13 protein-coding genes are annotated in these 15,802 nt (G+C 58.2%); 8 read left to right on the forward strand and 5 right to left on the reverse strand.

Features of this window, described 5'->3' with window-relative positions; translation table 11 throughout:
* Positions 1–41: 41 nt before the first annotated feature.
* The 3 genes from ACVIW0_RS06905 to ACVIW0_RS06915 form a co-directional block, all read right to left on the reverse strand.
* A complete protein-coding gene (locus ACVIW0_RS06905; RefSeq protein ID WP_461351636.1) occupies positions 42–410 on the reverse strand; it encodes a nucleotidyl transferase AbiEii/AbiGii toxin family protein in 369 nt (122 codons plus the stop codon).
* Entirely contained in the window at positions 382–864 is a 483-nt protein-coding gene (locus tag ACVIW0_RS06910) for a hypothetical protein (protein ID WP_461351637.1), read from the reverse strand. The genes ACVIW0_RS06905 and ACVIW0_RS06910 overlap by 29 nt, the downstream gene beginning before the upstream one ends.
* 776 nt (positions 865–1,640) lie before the next feature.
* A complete protein-coding gene (locus ACVIW0_RS06915) occupies positions 1,641–2,099 on the reverse strand; it encodes a Tox-REase-5 domain-containing protein (RefSeq protein WP_461351638.1) in 459 nt (152 codons plus the stop codon).
* Positions 2,100–3,126: 1,027 nt separating this feature from the next.
* Here ACVIW0_RS06915 and ACVIW0_RS06920 point away from each other — a divergent pair.
* The 3 genes from ACVIW0_RS06920 (at position 3,127) to ACVIW0_RS06930 (ending at position 6,374) form a co-directional block, all read left to right on the forward strand.
* Positions 3,127–3,333 (forward strand): hypothetical protein, encoded by a 207-nt coding sequence (locus ACVIW0_RS06920; RefSeq protein ID WP_461351639.1) that lies wholly within the window; start codon positions 3,127–3,129, stop codon positions 3,331–3,333.
* A 1,245-nt stretch (positions 3,334–4,578) separates the two neighbouring features.
* A complete protein-coding gene (locus ACVIW0_RS06925; RefSeq protein WP_461351640.1) occupies positions 4,579–5,922 on the forward strand; it encodes an ABC transporter transmembrane domain-containing protein in 1,344 nt (447 codons plus the stop codon).
* Positions 5,923–5,963: 41 nt separating this feature from the next.
* Positions 5,964–6,374: an ATP-binding cassette domain-containing protein gene (locus tag ACVIW0_RS06930; RefSeq protein ID WP_461351641.1), complete on the forward strand. Its 411-nt coding sequence runs from the start codon at positions 5,964–5,966 to the stop codon at positions 6,372–6,374.
* Positions 6,375–7,034: 660 nt separating this feature from the next.
* On the opposite strand, the gene ACVIW0_RS06935 is transcribed toward ACVIW0_RS06930, so the two are convergent.
* Complete coding sequence (locus tag ACVIW0_RS06935; RefSeq protein ID WP_461351642.1) at positions 7,035–8,309, reverse strand: Wadjet anti-phage system protein JetA family protein; 1,275 nt, start codon at positions 8,307–8,309, stop codon at positions 7,035–7,037.
* Between the two features lie 71 nt (positions 8,310–8,380).
* On the opposite strand from ACVIW0_RS06935, the gene ACVIW0_RS06940 reads away from it, so the two are divergent.
* Positions 8,381–8,821 carry a nucleotidyl transferase AbiEii/AbiGii toxin family protein gene (locus ACVIW0_RS06940; protein ID WP_461357268.1) on the forward strand — a complete coding sequence of 147 codons (441 nt, stop codon included), beginning with the start codon at positions 8,381–8,383 and terminating at the stop codon, positions 8,819–8,821.
* A gap of 121 nt (positions 8,822–8,942) precedes the next feature.
* On the opposite strand, the gene ACVIW0_RS06945 is transcribed toward ACVIW0_RS06940, so the two are convergent.
* Positions 8,943–10,274 (reverse strand): MFS transporter, encoded by a 1,332-nt coding sequence (locus ACVIW0_RS06945; RefSeq protein WP_461351643.1) that lies wholly within the window; start codon positions 10,272–10,274, stop codon positions 8,943–8,945.
* A 535-nt stretch (positions 10,275–10,809) separates the two neighbouring features.
* Between ACVIW0_RS06945 and ACVIW0_RS06950 the strand changes: the two genes are divergently transcribed.
* The 4 genes from ACVIW0_RS06950 (at position 10,810) to ACVIW0_RS06965 (ending at position 15,772) form a co-directional block, all read left to right on the forward strand.
* Complete coding sequence (locus ACVIW0_RS06950) at positions 10,810–10,977, forward strand: hypothetical protein (RefSeq protein WP_461351644.1); 168 nt, start codon at positions 10,810–10,812, stop codon at positions 10,975–10,977.
* A gap of 199 nt (positions 10,978–11,176) precedes the next feature.
* A complete protein-coding gene (locus tag ACVIW0_RS06955; RefSeq protein ID WP_461351645.1) occupies positions 11,177–14,572 on the forward strand; it encodes an autotransporter family protein in 3,396 nt (1,131 codons plus the stop codon).
* A gap of 413 nt (positions 14,573–14,985) precedes the next feature.
* Positions 14,986–15,300 (forward strand): hypothetical protein, encoded by a 315-nt coding sequence (locus ACVIW0_RS06960; RefSeq protein ID WP_461351646.1) that lies wholly within the window; start codon positions 14,986–14,988, stop codon positions 15,298–15,300.
* Positions 15,301–15,442: 142 nt separating this feature from the next.
* Positions 15,443–15,772 (forward strand): hypothetical protein, encoded by a 330-nt coding sequence (locus ACVIW0_RS06965; RefSeq protein ID WP_461351647.1) that lies wholly within the window; start codon positions 15,443–15,445, stop codon positions 15,770–15,772.
* Positions 15,773–15,802 lie beyond the last annotated feature (30 nt).

Below are 15,802 nucleotides of genomic sequence, written 5' to 3' on the forward strand. Positions count from 1 at the left end.
ATACAGCTTCTTGATCGCAATCTCGACTGGGTGCTCGACCTTTACCGTATGCGAAGTACCGGGCCGGATGTCACCATGTCTATGGTTTTCGCCTCGACCGGGAGGTCTGTAATCGAGCCGGAAACAATGAAGTCGATTTCACCCTCAGGATAGATCAGTTTCAGATAGTGGCTTGTTTCGTCATAGGCATCACACGACCAGATATCCTCACCACCGAGACGCGGCGACAATAACGTGAGGAACTGCGGATCGTCGATGAAAGCATCGACGTCTTTGCTGAGGCGGTGCGCGCTATGAATCATCAGAGCGGTACCGCCTCCAAGCACCCAATCAGGAACAGGCTGTCCGTTGGTTCGAAAGCGCCCTAAACCGGTAATTGCTCTATCGAGCAACAGTCGCCAGTGGGACAAGATCGCTCTCCAAATCCAGATTTTGCTCGCCCGTTTTGGTCTTCATGACCACGTACGCTTCGGCAAGCTTGGACTTGGAGATACCGTGACCGGCAGCAAAACTCAAAATCAAGTGCGGCGAAACGTCGGTGAAGAACGTCGCGACGTGGACTGGCCACTCGCCAAGCTCCGCCCGCGCAATGCAGTGCTGGAGCGTTGCCGCGCTGATATCCCGCTTGAACGGTGCGTTGACCGTGGCCAAAACAAGCTTGTCGACGGCCGAGATGTCCCCCGCCGTACTAGTCTTGTGCTCCTCGGTTGCTACGTCAGCCATCGACAAAATATAGACTTTCCTCTCGATTAGTCGACCATTGGAGGCCAAGTAGGTTAAAATTTCGCGGTTTTTGGCCCTTTTTGGCCCCTTACATGGTTGGGCAGGTTCCGCAAACTCGCCGGTGCCGACGCCTTTTTTCACCGGATAGGACTGACCCGCCGGCTGTCCGGTTGGGAGGCTAATTCATTCTCCGCCGTCCGCACTGAAACAACAGCCTCGTTCAGCCGATTTGCTGCGTCGACGTGCTCCGGCTGGGCATCTGAGAAAATCTCGGAGGTTACGGACACCACGATGCCATCCCCCATGGGCTCGACATTCATGCCCTCCGGAGGATCGAAATCACGTCGGCCTTTCACGTACGACATCCAGCCGCCGGCGGGCAGGTAAGGTCTAGATCCATCGGCCCCTCATGGGGCCATTTGTTGCTCATCACATCGAGCCAGGATGGCTCGATTTCTGCATTTCTGCAATGGTAGCGGAAGCAACACCCTGATGACCTCTGCTGAAATTAGCGAACCTTCGACTGGAGCGTCCGTCAAAACGAGTTCGAAGCGGTTGGAGGCCACGAGCTTGCCGTCATACGCACCGATTTTGAGGCTGAAACTCGCCGACGTCTCCACGGACGCCGTTCCAGGCGCTCGCATGGAAACCGCGCTCCGGCCACGGCTCTGGCGGGACTGTGCCCCTGAACTGGGCGCCGTCTTTGAGAATGGCTTCGAGTTCGCTCGCCTCCGGCGGCATGGGGCAAAACGCTACCTGAGACGGCCGGTTTGAGGATCTCTTGAGCCAGCGTTTGAGTCCTGGATGAACGTTGGACAGAGCCAGCAGCAATCTCGCAAGATGAGTTGCAGCCTGCAGCGCGGTTTCCGGCCGCTGACGCCATTGACTTCGAATCTGGAAGGAGTGCCTGTCCATCGTCATCTTCTAAAGGGGTGGATCGTACATTGTCCTCGCATACGGGCTGGCCCGAACTTCCGGGCATAGTATTCGCTCGCGAGCTTTTCCGCAAAATGCCACTCCAATTTGCGGGCCGCGAGGGCAGTTTCGGCCTGCCTCTCCGTCCACTCAAGGATGCTGGTCCAGCCTTGGTACCAGCTTTGAACCGCATCGGCGCTGGCAACGAAGAATTGCGCGTAGCCAGGCCTTTTGGCCTCAAGCATGGTACCGTCGCTTTGCCGACATCCGTCGAACTTGACGTTGTTCAGCACCACGGCCGAACCCGGATCAAGGCCGGTAATCTGCTTCTGGTACGCAGCCGCTCGGGCCGACATCGATTCACCGACGGGCGTTGACGGCGGGCAATTGCTCTCATCTTCCCGTTCGTCGACTTCGGATGCCACTGCTTCGCCGGCCTTGGTTTGCGCCAGACGCGTCAAACGCGATCAGCGGCAATTCCAACGCCTGCAGCACGGAAAGGGTGGGTATGCAGCGGTGGGTGCGCTTTCACGATACGCGGCCGTATCAATGGCCGCTCGGGGGGCCGACAATTCTGTGGTGGCTGAGCTTGTCTCCAGGTCCTGAATGATCGACGCGCTTTGGGCCGATCATCCACAACTCCCACCGTATCGCCCTCGAAGGTGACAGCATGCGAAGGAAAAAAGCCGCGCGCCCCTTGACCGACGTCGAAAACAGCGAAACGAATACCAACTGACTTCAACAACCAGGCAACCAAAAGCCAGCGTCGCCACGCTGTCCGCGATTTAGCGAAACTGCTGTCCGTCAGTTAGCGAAACCGCTGTCCCGTTTTTGCGAAATACGCACTCAACACCAAACGATCCATCGCACCCAAGACTGCCTCCCAAAAAGACGCCTTGAATCTGATTTGCCCTTAAAAGGGAATCCTTAGAGTCCACACGACCTAGGGGATCTGCTTTTCCCGGATCGGTCGTTCAATCCTCGCGATCGTGAATCTTGGCCTCAACGATTTCATTCGGTTGATGAGGTCGTAGGGACTAACTTGCCCGGTGCTGCACCAGACTTGGCACCACAGCGGCGAAAGCCTTGCGGTGTGGCCTGCAGCGCAGCCATAAGAAAAAGGAACTAGTAGAGCGATCTCCGCAATCGGTCGTATCGGCGGTGAAGAAATCGCTTATACACTCATCCGGAAAGTGACGCAGGGGCCGTCGGGAAACCCGTGCAGTCCCAACCAATGCAACGCACCGTGTGCCAGGATCAATGCTTCGATTGCTTCGACAGATGTATCGATAGCTTCGATGGCTGGGCGAGAGCTCGAGCATAAACGGCTCCGCTGACTCCGATTGACTTAAGGCGAGGCCCTGCCGAGATATCCGAACGTATCCATTCCGTAGATAGACCCAATCAAGAAAATCAATTTTACCACTTGCGGTGAGGTCATATAGACGTGGCGGACGGCTGGGGCCAACCTAGGGAAGCAACTCTAGAATGAAAAAATTCGTGATTGTGACTGCGAGCGCCCTCGCGCTTGGAACGGCGGCGGTGCCGACCTTTGTTGCTGAGGTTGCCGCCCAACCGGTCGCCACCAAGGTGCAGGTAGCCGATACGTCATATCCTCAATGCGCGGATGACCCGTTGGATGGTATCTGCGACTTATTCTTCTGTTTGACCGATCCCTCGTGCGTGCGGCACTAACGACGGAAGACAACCAAGCATAGAACGAGGATAGAGGCGCCGGCCGCTAGCTGGACAGCGGTCGCGTCCTCCTCCTCCGGCTACAGCCGACTTCCTGTTCTTGCCGGTGAATCCTGTTCTTGCCGGTGAATGATGCTAGCGCTACAGACCTCAATCGCCTTGGCTCCCATTGGTCGTTCCTGCTGGTGGATCGCCGCGTTCGGCTCGTTGCCTATCACTATGACTCAGTTCTAGGATATAATGATACGCAGCAGGATCGCTGAACGAGTCGGAGCCAACCTGCAAGACGCGCCCATAAGCCAGCAGAGGAATGAGTATGACTGCGGCGTCTTCGTGGTTGATGGCACGCGGGCACTGGTCAGTCGATTAGCGGCAGGTCCGCAGCCAGACCTGAACCTTAGGAACCTCGTCGTCGATCGGCGGGCACTGCAAAAGCCGTCTGAGAAACTGAACGCGGTCTGGGACTCGCAGGCGACTCGGCGCGTCCCATATGAGGCTTCGCCTGGTCGAGCTGGCTGAATCTGCTCTTGATGACGCGGCCAGCCGGTCTGTGAGGAGCACTGCGGACAGGAAAAGCAGTGCGCTGGATCGCGGCGCGCGTGCGAGCATCCCGACAACTCCGAAATCGGTCCGCCAAAGGCAAAGAGGCAGGCGGACGAGGCAGGCGGACGTCGCTACTCGGTGTTCCCGATTGAGCACCCCGGATGCCATACTTTCCAATATAGCCGCGAACTTCAGAACGCCCGAATACATTTATCTCGCCGTAAGCCTCAAAGGCTCACCTGCCGGTAAAGATCAAGACTTACCGAGCACATGTGTGCGTCCGGCTATGTTCAAAGGCCAAGCCAACTGCGATTTGATCAAAGCCGTTGCGTTCCGGTCTCTGAAGCTGTTCAAGTTTCGCCACAGGAGCTTTGGGATCGCGCGGATAAGGACAGGGTGCTTAACAACGATCAGGCAGCGCGCGCTGCTGAGCTCCGCTTTGTCACCAAGGCCGGGACGAGATTAAAACGCGGGTAAAATCGTTGAGTTCAGACCTCCTGCCTAATGTTGCCTCGGCGCGCTTCGAGGTGAGTCCATAGCGCTCCGTCGAGTTGTCAATCGCCAAACAAAAATCGCAAAATTCGCAGCTGGCGTTCAGCCGCCCCGCCACAAAAATGATCTCTCATGTGAGAAGGCAGACGACAACCTACCAGCATTGGTGAGTTGATGACCGTGCTGGATCTATTGATTTGAAGCCAAGCAATGGTACACAGGAAAGTCCTGCGAGCCCTCATCGAGCATCTTCATGTGAGCTCGCATGGAATCATCGTGCGAACAGGGTTATGTCGGCTCTTTCAACCTAAGCAAGGCCCATTTCTCTATCCGCTAGATATGTCGAACGGCAGCACGTTATCACCGGTTTCCGAAATTTTGCATGCGTACTGGCGCTCCGATCGGTGGTTGCTTCTCGTCGTTGTCGCAGTGGTGCTGATCTCAAGCGCGACCAGCGTCGCAGCGCCCTATGTATTTTCGTGTCTCATTGACCGTCTCCCGCGCGAGGAAGACATGTCGGTGCTTGCATGGGGGTTCGCAGGCTATGCGGTCCTACTTGTGGTAGCCTCCGCATTGCAGCGCATGCTGCAGTATCTGTCCTTCATGACAGCCGAGAACCTGGGCTTCATCGCTGCAACGGGCTTCTTTGATCGCATCTTGAGGAAAACCGCGGCCTTTTTTCTTGAGCACAATCCGGTAGAGATACAGAATGCGGCCGCGCGCGGGCGCAGCGCCCTGACGGCGCTGGTCCAGCTTGGGATCGTCGTCTTCATCCTTGCTGCAACACAACTTCTACTTACGTTCGCTACTCTCGGCGCGCTCCTCAATATCCAGATCGCTGCAATCGTCGTCGTCTATGGGGCAGTCCTGATAACATTGACGTGGAGTTCGACCCGTCGGGCGTACGTGTTCCTGGAGCGAGCCAGAGAAGCCGGACAGGACAATGCGCGTTTCGTTGGCAACGTCATGAGCTCCATGGACACCCTGCGCTATTTCGGCAGTCATTCCTGGATGAGCCAGCGCTTTACGATAACGGCGCGGGAGGTGCGTGATAACTGGCGCGCCTATGTGTTGCAACGCGTTGCCTACATCGCCGTGCTCGGCCCAGCCGTCGCGCTACAATTTGCGGTCACGTTTTTCCTTCTCATACCTGAATACCGGGTCGGGGCGGTCACCATCGGGGATATGGTGCTATTCAACACGCTTCTACTCCAGCTCAATATGCCATTCGAGATGGTTGCTCGTGCCATCTCCGATGTGGCGCGGTCGCGAGCCGACCTCATCCCTCTGGCTAGACTATGGGCCGCACCCGAAGAGCGGCGACCATCTCACGCTCAAGATTTCACGCCCTCCGCTGGCCAGCTCTCTTTCGAGGGCATTGGTTACGCCTACGACAACGGTCGTGGGGTTACGAACGTCTCGTTTGTGGCTGGGCGGGGTGGGATCACCTTCCTTGTCGGTGAATCGGGATCGGGAAAATCGACAATCTTTAGGCTCGTCTTGAAATCGATTGAACCGGACCGCGGTCGTATTCTGGTAGATGGACCGATATAGCGGGCATCGAACGCGCGGATTGGTATGCCGCAGTTGCTGTCGTGCCGCAGGACGTGATGTTGCTCAACGAGTCGCTAGCCGACAACATCCTGCTAGGACGGCCCCGCAACGAGGTGCGCCTTCGCGCCGCGTCGGAAAAAGCCGCTATTCTCCCCTTGATCGAGGCCTTGCCTGAAGGATTTGACACAACCGTTGGAGAACGTGGTTTGAAGCTTTCCGGCGGGGAGCGCCAGCGTATTGCTATTGCCCGCGCACTTTATGGCGAGCCGGCGATCCTTCTTCTTGACGAGGCCAGCTCCGCGCTCGACGAAGAAACCGAGCAGGACATTATGAACCATATCCGTACGCTAGCCAAAGATGTGACCGTGCTGGCGATCACTCACCGCAAGGGCGTCGTTTCTACAAGCGACGTCGTGGTCGACCTGACCGACTGCGGCTTGTCAGTGACATAGGCGAGGGGAATGATCGGCCCGGCGCGTTGATGCCGCACAGAAGGTGCATGGCCGGACGAGATGCCTTCGCCGTTCAAGGAACTACCCACGTCATAGAGAGCATCCTCGGCATCTATGATGGAATCGGAGCCCTGTGCTCCGGTAGACATGAAGTATTCCAGGGTGCCGATTGCCAATCTGCGACGCCAGTCGGCAGGGGCGGGCGTAGGTTGGCGATCGGCCGGCTTGCGGTCGGAACAGGCTCCTTTCATCCTGAATTCAGGCTGCACCAGACGGAATTCTGCGCATATGTGCCGCGATTGATGAGCTCGTCGACAAGGTAGACATCGCCCCACTACCCATTCTTGCGTCCGGACGGCAACATCGGCCACAATGCCTTCGCGGGCATTGGCGAGATGGACATGGTCCTGCGCCGTCACCTGGATCGCAGGCGCCGCCCTTGCGCGCATGCGCTTGACCACGAGGGTGGGTATGCAACCCAGGAAAACGGCGGACGCGATCTTTTCTGGAGAGCAGGCGGTACTTGGGGGCGTGTCGAGCGCGTGCCGACGGCGTTTTTCGATCCCGGCAAGCAGCCGCCTTACTCATGGCGTCCGCTTTGCCGATCGCAGGTGTTGTTCAACCATCTATCCTTGAACTGCAGACGGGGCGATGTCGGCCTCACACCGACACGGATTTTCTAACGAAGCTCTGGCAAAACGGGATCGAGTTCTTCCTGCTCAAGCGTCTTGGCTCCATCTTCTGCCAGGTACGCTGCCAGCCGCGCGATACCGGACTCTGGTGAGCATCTGGCGGGTGCAGATTTTTTGGACGGCATTGTCCCGAGCGCTCGGCAATTTCGACGCTCATCAGGTGGGGTCGGATCGGTCGGCCGATGGCGCGCTCAATGGTGTGGAAGATCCAGGTCCCGTCGGGATCGATGTCCGACCAATGAAAGATTGGCGTCTGTTCGGATACCGATCCTGCGATCATCCGCAGCGCCTGCTGGGTGGCGAGCGAAGGGTAACCGCCGACGTACATCGTCGTTCCCAGTCGACGGGGGTCGGCCTCGGCAATGTGCCGGTTGAAGCTTGCGAAGTTTTCGATCGTAAGAATGTACGCCGGCGGCTCTCGAAAACGGACGCGATCTGCTTCCTTGGGAGTGATTCCGAGATAATGTGGAGAAATCCTGGAGAGGTCGGCTCCCTCGAGGTCGATTTTTCCTGCGAGCAGCAGCGGTGGCGCGAAGCGTTCCAGTCCGATTGCCCGCAGTGCCTCGCGGGGCCGCGCGCCGGGCGGAAACTCCAGGATGCCGCTCAGGAGCCGCACGACCGCACCCTCAATGCGTTCGAGCGTCTTGCTGTGACCCACCGTCCGTCGCGAGAAGGTCTTGTAGTCGACGTCGAGATGCTTGTCGTCCAGAATGGCCTGGGCGAGAACGAAGGCGTCGCGCAGCATCTCGACGTCGGACGAAGCGAATCCGTGCCACGTCTTCCCCCGTCCCCAGACCTCGGCGATTTGGGAAGCGCTGTTCTTCAGAGAGTCGCGCAGCGCCGATCCGGCGGCAAGCATTGCCGCAGCGTCCTGCGCAATCCGCGACGCGGGGGTACGGTCGAGATATCGGTATAGGATCTCCGCCGAGGCCAGCCGCACGTGTGCGACCTGATCGTCGGCCGCCGCCATTCGACCGTCCTCGACGTCGGCGGCCATGCTGGAAGCGGTGTACTCCTCGGCGAGGACTTGCATGGTGTCCGGCGTATAGGAGATCCGCCGTGCGAGATCGACGATGGCATCGCGGAAGCGGTACGGATGGTTGACGGTGAGGATGGACTCGAAATCCTTCAGCAGGAGCTGGTCGACGAACTCCTCGAAGAAGGCTTCCAGCCGGGTAGCCACCGTCTTCGATTCCATGACGGTCCGTCGGATCCGCTTCAGGTCGGCCAGAATGGCCCGCAAGCTCTTGGTAAACTGGTCGGCCTGGTGGGCCGTCCGAGACGAGAGAGATCACCTGCGATGCGGCGAAATCCCTGTCCGAGCTCGAGTTTCCTGTAGCGACCCCAAAAATCATGCTTCCCAAGCGCACCGTTTGGGAGAAAGCAACGGCCGTCCACGTTCTTTGCGCTCAGGGTATCGCGGGCGATCGTGTGTCGCGCCATTGGTACGATCTCGTGAAGCTCGATGATAAGGGATTTGCGCAAGCTGCCTTCGATGACAAAGTGCTGGCGCAGGAAGTCGCCGATTGGAAGAGCAAGTTCTTCCGGGAGAAAGATCGCAACGGCAATGTCATCGACTATCACGCCGCGATATCCGGCAAGCTTCAGTTAGTTCCTGACGAAAAGATGCGTAAGGACCTTGAGGCCGATCATCAAAAGACGATCGACGCTGGATTACTTCTCGGCGAACCTGAGCCGTTTGAGCAGCTCATGAAGCGCTGTGAAGCTCTGCAGCGGCGCGCAAATAGTAAGTAAGGCCGGTTGCTGGAACGGACGCTTCGAAAGATTTCCGACGTATAGAAGCTGTGCTGAGGATTGCCGAAGATGAGCCCTAGCACGCGCTGCTGCACGTTGGAAAAATAGCGCATTCGCCACGCTATAGCGGGCTTTGCTTGTTTACAGCGCTGTTAATTTTGAGCGGTGCCGTCTCCGGCATCATGAGCATGGCAAGGAGCCCAGCCACGCTAGCGACAAGCATGTACCAGGCGGGCGCCAGCGCGCTCCCGGTAAGATAGATCAGCAAGGTGACGACTGGTTGAGCTGTGCCTCCGAAGATCGCTATCGCAAAAGCGTAGATGATCGCGAAGGCGCCACCACGAATGTTCTTGGGCAAACCTTCGGCCATGCTCACATAGAAGGCGCTATACGGAATCGTTCCGATAAGTGTGAGCGCGCCGAGACCCCCGAGAAGTGCGAGGGCACTGCGGCTCTCTGAGATCCAGAAGAACACCGGATAGGTCATCAACAACGCAGCGATCTGCGGCCATATCATGATGTGCCGGCGGCCCGCGCGGTCTGCGAGCCAGCCGCCCAGCAGCGCGGCAGCAATTCCTACCGTATTGCTAACGAGCGTGGTGCCAAAGGCGAGAGGCGCGGAAACTTGTAGGGTATTCAGTGCATAGGTGGTCATATATCCCGTGACGTAGGTGATGATCGTGCAACTGGCCAGGACGACGAATCCCAAGCTGATGATACGGCGAGTGGCAGGCAATCTTCTGACAGGCTGAACGCCCGTAGCCGGCGCTTGGGGCCGGTGCAACGTTTCGGGCAAGCCGCTCCGCAGCCAAAATCCGAACGGCAGCGTAGCGGCGCCGAGCAAGAGCGCGATCCGCCATCCGTACGCGTTGAGTGCCTCGCTTGTCATGGTCAGGGAGAGTATTTCTCCAACAAGCGCCCCGGCCGTTGCAGCGATCTGTTGGCTGGCAGGCTGAAACGAGACAGCAAGACCGCGCCCCTCGGCCGGCGCTGCTTCCAGCAAATAGGCAGTTGTCGGACCAACCTCACCGCCGAGCGCGAAGCCTTGCACCAAACGCGCGACAATGACCAGGAGCGGAGCAGCAGCTCCTATTGTCCCGTATGAGGGGGTAAGCGCTAACACAAGGATCGCGGCGCTCATTAGGACAAAGCTGGCGGTCATCGCGGGCCGGCGCCCGGCCCGATCCGAATACGAGCCGAGCACGATGGCCCCGATCGGCCTGGTCACAAAACCCGCGCCGAAGGTTGCGAGTGACAGCATGAGGCTGGCGAACGGATCGCTTGCCGGGAAAAACGCTTGTCCGATCTGGATCGCGAAAAAGCTATAGGTCCCAAAGTCGTAGAATTCGAGAATATTCCCGATCGTTGCACCTAACACGGCGCGGCGGGTCAAGCGTTCGTCTGCGGCATTGAGGACTGGGTCCGGCTTCTCCTGAGTAAATTGCTTGACCATCCTCGATCCGTCTGAGGCCCGATCGCCGTCCCGAGCATTTTAAGCAGCCGGGTCGCGCGCGTTGCATTCGACCTGCTCTACGCGTCGTCTAGCATGAAGTGACGGGCCTCGCGTCCCGAGTGTTTTATGCCTGACGCATGCCAGGACGAAGCTCACGACGATAGTGCAATAAGAATGCCCGCCTGTTGCGGCGCCATTCAAACGCTGAACTGATCGGCAACAGCAAAGATGAACAAAGGAATGCGCTGCAACTGCCCGGGAGGACATCGTTTTGCTCGTGTGCATGGCGAGTGTGCGCCAACATTGGTGGGTGTTCCAACACGAAGCGCCTGCTTTCGCGCAGACGGGCAGTCGCGCGTGGATGCTGCGTTCAGCTGGTTGCGCGCGGGTGGACGCATCAGGCTATTTGGCCCGTCTTTTGCTCCGCTCGTTGTTAGTTGCGCGCAAGCCGCCTGCTTTGTCGGGATTGGTCCGCTGCACAAAGGGGGGTCTTTGCGCGATCAAATGACGATAGGGGCGCATATTTGGCGGTACCATGAGAACGATCGACATCGCCTGGCACCGAGGCTTCGGGCGATCATTTCGATCAGGCGCAAACCGCTCGGCGGATCGCAATGGCAAGCGTGAAGTGCCCCAGTTTGAGCTTGAGGAAGTTGAAATCAAAGCCACCAGCAATGAGGGGCATGCTTGTGAGTTGACTTGACTTCATCAAGGCTGACTTCCCCAGAGAACTAGCCTTCCTTTCGAATTGAAGTTCTACCGTCAGACTCGGGCTACGAAGGCGGCAAGGCCGATGTCCGATCAATGACGGCTGCGCTTCGCTAACGCATCTGCGTGCACGCGCGCTCCAAGTTGGACGGCGAAGCACGCCGGCAATCAAGACATCGAACAGAATCTGTAGTATGAAGACGAAGACAATTACGACTATCGTGCTTGCGGCTAGTGCCTTGCTGGATTCGCCCAGTAGAGCGGTTGAAACCTACGACGTCATGGACCCGAATGGCATGCCCTTCATGCGGGCGCGGATATTTGGTCCCGGCGATGGCGCTTACGCGGAAGGTGATACGCGTTCAACGCGGAGCTTGCCACAATCAGAAATAGATCATTCACTGGCGGCGATTCGGTATTGGGCGGAAATCATCAAGGTTGTTCCGGGGCAATTGCCGGCCATTGTCAACATCGGTGGGGATAGCGAGCGCAACGCATCTGCCTATAGTGATACGTCCCCTAGTGGCGTCACCAAGGTTCAGGCGGCACTCACGGGGCAGGAGCCGGGCGAGCTGCAATACGGCGCACACGGCATGGTTACAATCGGCCAGATGGGGTTTTCGTCCGAAGCATACATTCCTTCGCAATTGCCAAGGACTCCAGAGATTGGTCTTACACCCGTTGTGATCCACGAGCTCGGCCATGGGCACGGTATGCTCAGCACTATCAGCTATGAACGATATCCCGACGGGGCGCTATCAGCGCATTTCCCTGAAAAGTTAAACGCCTGGACGGAGCATTTGCACGACGACAACGGCAAACAAGCCAAGCCTGGACAGACGATCTATTGCTCGCTGTGCGTGAACCTGCCAGCTAAGGACGTTTTCGACCTGCGCCGCGATCGGGGCTATTTCGTCGGGAAGCAAGTGAGCGAAGTGCTGGCCGGTGCCATGCCAGGTATTCCGGTGCGAGTGATGACTGAGGACGGCCGGCTGGATGCACCCTTCGCTGGGCATAGCGAGCTTAAGAACGGCACGATGAGCCATCAGAGATACCAGAACTACACCGTCCTGATGGAGGCGGAGATCGCCGCGTTGCAGGATCTGGGCTACAGCATCGACCGGCGCAAGCTCTTCGGATACTCCATCTACGGCAATGGTCAGAATCTGGTCAACGACAATCCCTTCTTCGCTCGCAGTGCTGAGGGTACCGCCTATCTGCCAAATACATACAATACAGCTACGCTCGGACTGGGACTGCACGTCTATGGCAGCGGCAACACAGTGGTCCAGCGCGCCGACTTGCTTTCGAAAGGAGCAGGCGGTGCCGGCATCCGCGTCGACGGCGAAAACAATCACATCACGGTCCCGTCCGGAACCCGCGTGTACGCCGACGGCGCGTATGGGAGCGGTGTCATGTTCGCCTATGGCAGGGATCACACACTGACTCAGCGCGGGGACGTGCAGGCTCTCGGCGAGCATGGCATCGCGGCAAGTTTCGACTTTGGCAACAATGTGTTGGGCAATGACGATGAATATCGTGGTTCGTATATTCGCACGATTGGCACCAAATCGGCCCCGATGCTGAGCGAAATCGACGGTCCGCTCGTCAGCAAGTTCGATCTGACCGGTCGCCTGGCTGGCAGTCATGCGGCGATGTACATGTCGAACAATGGTTACGTCGGGGAGATCAATGTGATGCGTGGCGCAATGCTGTCAGGGGACATCCTGTCTGACTACAACCAGGTCGACGAGAACGGTGCTCCGCGTCTGACCAAATTTACGTTCGGTTTGACGCCTGACGCGAGCGGTCAATCAACGCAGCAGCCTGACGCAAGCTTTGCAGCCCGCTATGACGGTAATATCGTTGGACGCAATAATCTTTCGCTGCAGTTCGTCGGTGGTGCCACGACATTGACTGGCAATCACGAGGTGTACGACGCAAGTGTCGCGCAAGGCGCAACGCTATCAGGTAACGGCAGTTATCTCCTCAATGAAAATGGTCGCTTCACCAACAGCGGTGCTGTCGCGCCCCTCATCGGCGGCCTTGACAACAGCATCAAGGTGAATGGCGACTACCTGCAAACCGCAACCGGTCGCTTGCAGGTCGCCGTAAACGATGCTGGCGCGTTCAGCCGCCTAATCGTGAACGGCAATGCAACGCTCGACGGTACGCTCACGATCACCCCACAGCGTGGCTGGTATGGCAGCGGCTTTAACGTCTCCTCCGATCAGTGGCTGAATGCAACAAATCTCACAGGCTCGTTCGCGAACGTGACGACAGTCCTGCAATCGCCAACGTTGGTGGCGAGTGCAACGGCTCAAGGCGACAACACCTACGCCTTGACACTCTCCCGCCCATCCGATGCCTATTCGCGTTATGGGACCGACGCCAACAGCCGCCAGGTGGGCACGGCGCTCGATCGAGTAGCTGGCAACGCAGCTACAGGGCTGCACCCACTCGTCGCGGCGCTCGACTTTTCCGCGCCGGACGGCACGACGGTGACATCTGGGCTGCGTCAACTTTCTCCGTCGATCTATGCGTCGGAGCAGAGCAGACGTGTCAATGACAGCTACTATGCGCGTTCGGCAGTCTACAATCGTCTCGAGCAGGCGTTTGGCGGCGCGCCGACCTCGGCGATGGCGGTGATGGGTTATGGTCCTGAGCAGAACAGGTCGCGCGGCAATTCTGCCTCTGCCACCGGCCTGGTCGGCCCGGCTTCGTCTGACCTGTCCTCTTATGTGCAGGGGTATGCAGCGTGGGCTTCTGCCTTTGGCGGATGGACGACCCAATCGGGCGATAGCAATGGTGCGAGCGCCAGATCCACCATCAGCGGCCTCATGACCGGTATCGACACGCCGGTATTTGATGACTGGCGCGTCGGTGTCTTTGCGGGCTATAGCCGTTCCACTTTCAAGGTTGGCGCTGCCTCCTCGTCAGGCCGCAGCGACAATTACACGTTCGGGACCTATGCCGGCACCGAGTGGGCCGTGCCCGAAGGGGCCATCGCCTTCCGCTCAGGCCTTGCCTATACATGGCACGATCTTGAGATGAGCCGCAACGTTCGGTTCCCGGGCTTCAACGACAACTTGATCTCGGATTATGAGGGAGGCACGTTCCAGATCTTTGGAGAACTGGGTTATAAAATCGATCTCGGCAAGTCTTCCGTCATCGAGCCCTATGCCAATCTCGCCCATGTTCGTGCGGCGACGGACAGCTTTAGCGAGAGGGGATTGAACGGAGCGGCGCTTAGTGTTCGCGCTGACACGATGGATACGACGCTCTCCACGCTCGGCGTCTACGCGACCACCCGTTTTCAACTTGGCCAAATCGCCACGACGGCGCGAGCCGATATTGGCTGGCGTCATGCCATAGGTGACCTCATTCCGTTGTCGAGAGCCAGCTTTGCTGCTGGATCCAACCCTTTTGCAGCTTCAGGCCTGTCCGTTGGAAAGGACGTGGCACTCGTCGAATCCGGTCTGGACTTCCAGCTTTCGAGCAACAGCACCCTTGGCGTCGCCTACCAGGGTCAGTTCGGTTCAGGCATCACCCAGAACGGGCTAAATGCCACCTTCAACGTGAAGTTCTGATAATGGGGATGCGTGGCTCCGGCGCCGCTGTGCAGTGAACCATGTTGATTTCCGTCCACATCTCGTCGGCAAAAACTTGGCCGGCAATCGCGCTCACCTGAATGCCGCCGCCGGCGCCTCACAGCGGTCTTGCCGCCGCCATCAGCCGAAGACATGCGACGACGTCGCGGCGCCGCGCCCGCCTGAGGTGGCGCGAAGTAAGATCATTTGCCGCCGAAAAGCCTAGGGGGATCGGGGGTCTAAACTCGAACTTTGCCGGCTAATGCAACGTCTGCTGTCGATGATGCCGCTGCATATGCTCGTTCAATTCGGCGTTCAAACAGTTTAGAATGTGCTCCAACTGCTCATTGGCGAGCAAGAGGACCTTGAGGGCGCTGCACAGATCGCCATTATACGCAGCGACGACCTCGTCTATGCGCCAGGCCAGCCGCGCGCCCGTGTATTTCGACTTCGGGGACAGCGCGCCTGCCGATCCACTGCGTTTCGACGCACCCACGCTGTGGCGGCTAAATCCCAGCGACGGGAGCAGCAATACCGCTTATTTGTCGCCCGTCGCCAAATCCTACTTAATCGGCGTTGCCCAGCAAGGAGTCTCTTTCGAGGAACCGTTCACCAAAGAACTTCACGCCTTTGTCGAGCGGTTGCGCAAGCAGGAGGCTCTTCGACATCGAGCCGCGCCGGGCTTCAACCGATACATGGCTCCTACGCGCGGCCGCCGTCGTCTATAGAATCGGAGTCTCCCCAAGGCGCTTCTCGTACGCGAGACGCCATCCCGCAGTTAGCGGCAATTCGCTGCAACGGGTTAGACAACCTCGACGTTGTCCATTCCGTCCGAGAATGTGCGGCCACGCCTCTTTTGACGCAGCAATCATGCCAACGATCTCATCATCAAGCATCCCGACGCCGAAATCCTGGGACGAATTCGAGGACATCGTTCTCGCGGCCGCCAAGCTCCGCTGGAATGCAACGGATTTCTTCCGCAACGGCCGGCAGGGACAAAAGCAGGATGGCGTTGACGTTTGGGGCCACGACGATGGTCGCAACATCGGAATCCAATGCAAAAATGCAATCGCCGGCATCACCTTAAGCGTCATCAAGAAGGAAATGACCAATGCCGGAGCGTTTTTCGCCACCGCTCGATCGGCTCTATATCGCAACTACGGCGAAACGGGACGAAGCTTTGCAAAAGGCGGTCCGTGAGCTCTTAAAGAAACGCGGCGCCAAACGCCT

Source organism: Bradyrhizobium sp. USDA 4454, from assembly GCF_054822705.1.